This is a genomic window from Dialister histaminiformans (assembly GCF_900103425.1).
Lineage (GTDB): Bacteria > Bacillota > Negativicutes > Veillonellales > Dialisteraceae > Allisonella > Allisonella histaminiformans.
Window position 1 is genome coordinate 1 of sequence record NZ_FMXA01000038.1, and the last position, 2490, is coordinate 2490.

Genomic DNA, 2490 nt, shown 5'->3' on the forward strand with positions numbered 1-2490 from the left:
GTCGTCATTGGCTGTAAGTCCATAGAATTATGAAATCTTTGATTTCCATACTATTGACAGCCCGGTCTTTGCTGGCTGGTGGTGGAAAGTAGAATCCACTATGTTGGAATGTAGGAAAGCATGAAAATGTTCTGAGTTCTTTCAGTCTGACAGGAAGCCCCACAGACTTCCAGTCTGACCGTCTGAATCATCTGATTATCTGCAGACGGCTACAGTAGTTTGTCTGGTGGAAAGTAGAATCCACTATGTGAATCAGAAGGAATGACGGGTTATGTTGCTTCTCGATTTTTATAAAGAAGCTATTCGCAGAATCCATCCCCTGTGTTTCCCAAGGAGCACACCGACCTGCCTTATGATGTTAAGCCACAGCCCTGATCCGAAGGATTACAGCCCATAAGAGTCAGCTCATCATTATTCGTTTATTTTTGTTATAGAAAGTTTTTTTATTATCCTATTGAACATTTGCAGAAGCAGCGATACAATCGGTAGTATCTTAACGACCGTGTGTTGTGCAGACGGTCGACCTGACAGGTGTTGTGAACAAGGAGGATCATCATGATCATTACTATAGCTCGTGAATGCGGTGCTGGCGGCGAAGTTATCGGCAAACTGCTTTCTGAAAAATTCAACATTCCATTTTACAGCTGGCAGATATTGGTAGAAATGGCCAAGGAAAAAGGACTGTATGAGGAAATGCCGACTTTCTTCACTGAAGATCCGATGAACAGCCTTATTTATGCATTGAGTGTCACGGTGCATTCTGACAAAGTAAAGAAGACACCACTCAATGCACTGGCTAAACTGCTGGAAGGTCAGGATTGCATCATTATCGGACGCTGCGGAAACTTTGTATTCAGAAACCGTGGAGACTGCTTCAGCGTGTTCCTCCATGGGGATTTTGAGGACCGCGTAGCTTCTATGGCTAAGAAGTGGAAGACCACGAAGGCCGAAGCAGCAAAACGAGTACCAAAAACCGATGAATACCGCTCGGTATATCATAAGTTTTACACCGGCGAACAGTGGGGTTATTCCAGCTACTATGATCTGACCCTGGACACCTATCGCCTGGGATTTGAAAAGACGACAGAATATATTGCTGATTTCATTAAAGACGCAGGCATTAAGACCTGTGCTGAGTTGGCTGAAGAAAGGGAGGAATAATCAATCGTGGACATATTGCGACAATTCAGTATTATTCTGGCACTGGCATTTGTCGGTGAAATTCTGCACGCTCTGCTTCCGCTCCCTATTCCGGCCAGCATTTACGGGATTCTTCTCCTGTTTGTTATGCTCCGGTTTAAGGTACTGCACGTGGTACAGATTCGTGAAACCGTGACTTTCCTGATTGAAACCATGCCGATTATGTTTGTTCCGGCGGCAGCGGGTCTGCTCAATGCCTGGGGCATCATTAAACCGAAGCTGATTCCTTATCTCATCATCATTGTAGTGGGGATGGTGGTCGTTATGGTCGTTTCCGGCCTGACCACTCAGTTCATTATCAATCATCAGAAGAAAAAGTCGATGTAGAAAGGAATAAACATGTACGCATTTTTAACCTCTTCCCTGTTTCTCTGCGTAGTGGTCTCTCTGGCTGCCTACGCTATCGGGGTATATTTACATAACAAGCTGGAAAATGACCTGGTCAATCCGCTGCTTATCGCTATTGCCCTGGTTTTGGTATTCCTTCTGGTCACAGGACTTCCCTACAAGGATTACGTGAAGGGATCCAGCTATATCAGTTTCCTCCTCACACCGGCCACCATCTGTCTGGCGGTACCGCTGTACGAACAGATGAAGCTTCTTACCCGGAATTTCACCGCTATCATAGGCGGCATTACCGCGGGTATGTTCGCCGGCCTGATTACCGTATTCCTGTTTGCCAAGCTCTTCCACTTTGACCATGCATCCTATGTCACCCTTCTGCCAAAGTCCATCACTACGGCTATTGGTATGGGCGTATCTGAAGAACTGGGTGGCTATGTATCCATTACGGTAGTAGCCATCATTGCCACCGGTGTGGTAGGAAATATCTTTGCAGAACAGATCTGCCGTCTCTTCCACATTACTGATCCAGTAGCCAAGGGTATTGCCTGCGGCAGCGCCGCTCACGCCATGGGTACATCCAAGGCTATGGAAATGGGCGCTGTAGAAGGGGCTATGTCCTCCCTGGCCATGGTAGCCGCCGGCATCATGACCGTAGCTGGAGCTTCCCTCTTCGCTGTACTTATTTAGTCGTAACTATTATCCCCAAAGCTGTGAACCGATTTACCGGTTTACAGCTTTTTTTATGCAGAAAGATTCGAATCCAGCAGAAGACCTCTGTGGTATGATAAAAGAAGAAGGTCTCTGAAAAATAAGGATTTATTTTTACAGGCCCAGGACCGTAAATCCCTTCGGGATTCGAGACGGTGTAAAACATGTTGTTTTACAAAGGGAAGCGGAATATTTCTTATAAAAGCTAAGAATGCTAAAGTTTCTCCAAAAGGGAAA

General features: G+C 45.8%; 4 protein-coding genes. 3 read left to right on the forward strand and 1 reads right to left on the reverse strand.

Annotated features, from left to right (window positions below):
* Positions 1-555: 555 nt before the first annotated feature.
* Genes BLQ79_RS08065 through BLQ79_RS08075 form a run of 3 tightly spaced genes read left to right on the forward strand, consistent with a single transcriptional unit; the run spans position 556 to position 2232 of the window.
* Positions 556-1161, forward strand: a complete 606-nt coding sequence (locus BLQ79_RS08065; protein ID WP_091365612.1) for a cytidylate kinase-like family protein — start codon at positions 556-558, stop codon at positions 1159-1161.
* 6 nt (positions 1162-1167) lie between these two features.
* On the forward strand, positions 1168-1527 hold the full coding sequence (locus tag BLQ79_RS08070; RefSeq protein WP_091365615.1) for a CidA/LrgA family protein: 360 nt from the start codon (positions 1168-1170) through the stop codon (positions 1525-1527).
* A gap of 12 nt (positions 1528-1539) precedes the next feature.
* Positions 1540-2232 carry an LrgB family protein gene (locus BLQ79_RS08075; RefSeq protein WP_091365617.1) on the forward strand — a complete coding sequence of 231 codons (693 nt, stop codon included), beginning with the start codon at positions 1540-1542 and terminating at the stop codon, positions 2230-2232.
* 53 nt (positions 2233-2285) lie between these two features.
* On the opposite strand, the gene BLQ79_RS08415 is transcribed toward BLQ79_RS08075, so the two are convergent.
* Positions 2286-2490, reverse strand: a 205-nt coding sequence (locus tag BLQ79_RS08415; RefSeq protein ID WP_234944972.1) for a hypothetical protein, incomplete at its 5' end; no start/stop codon positions are given.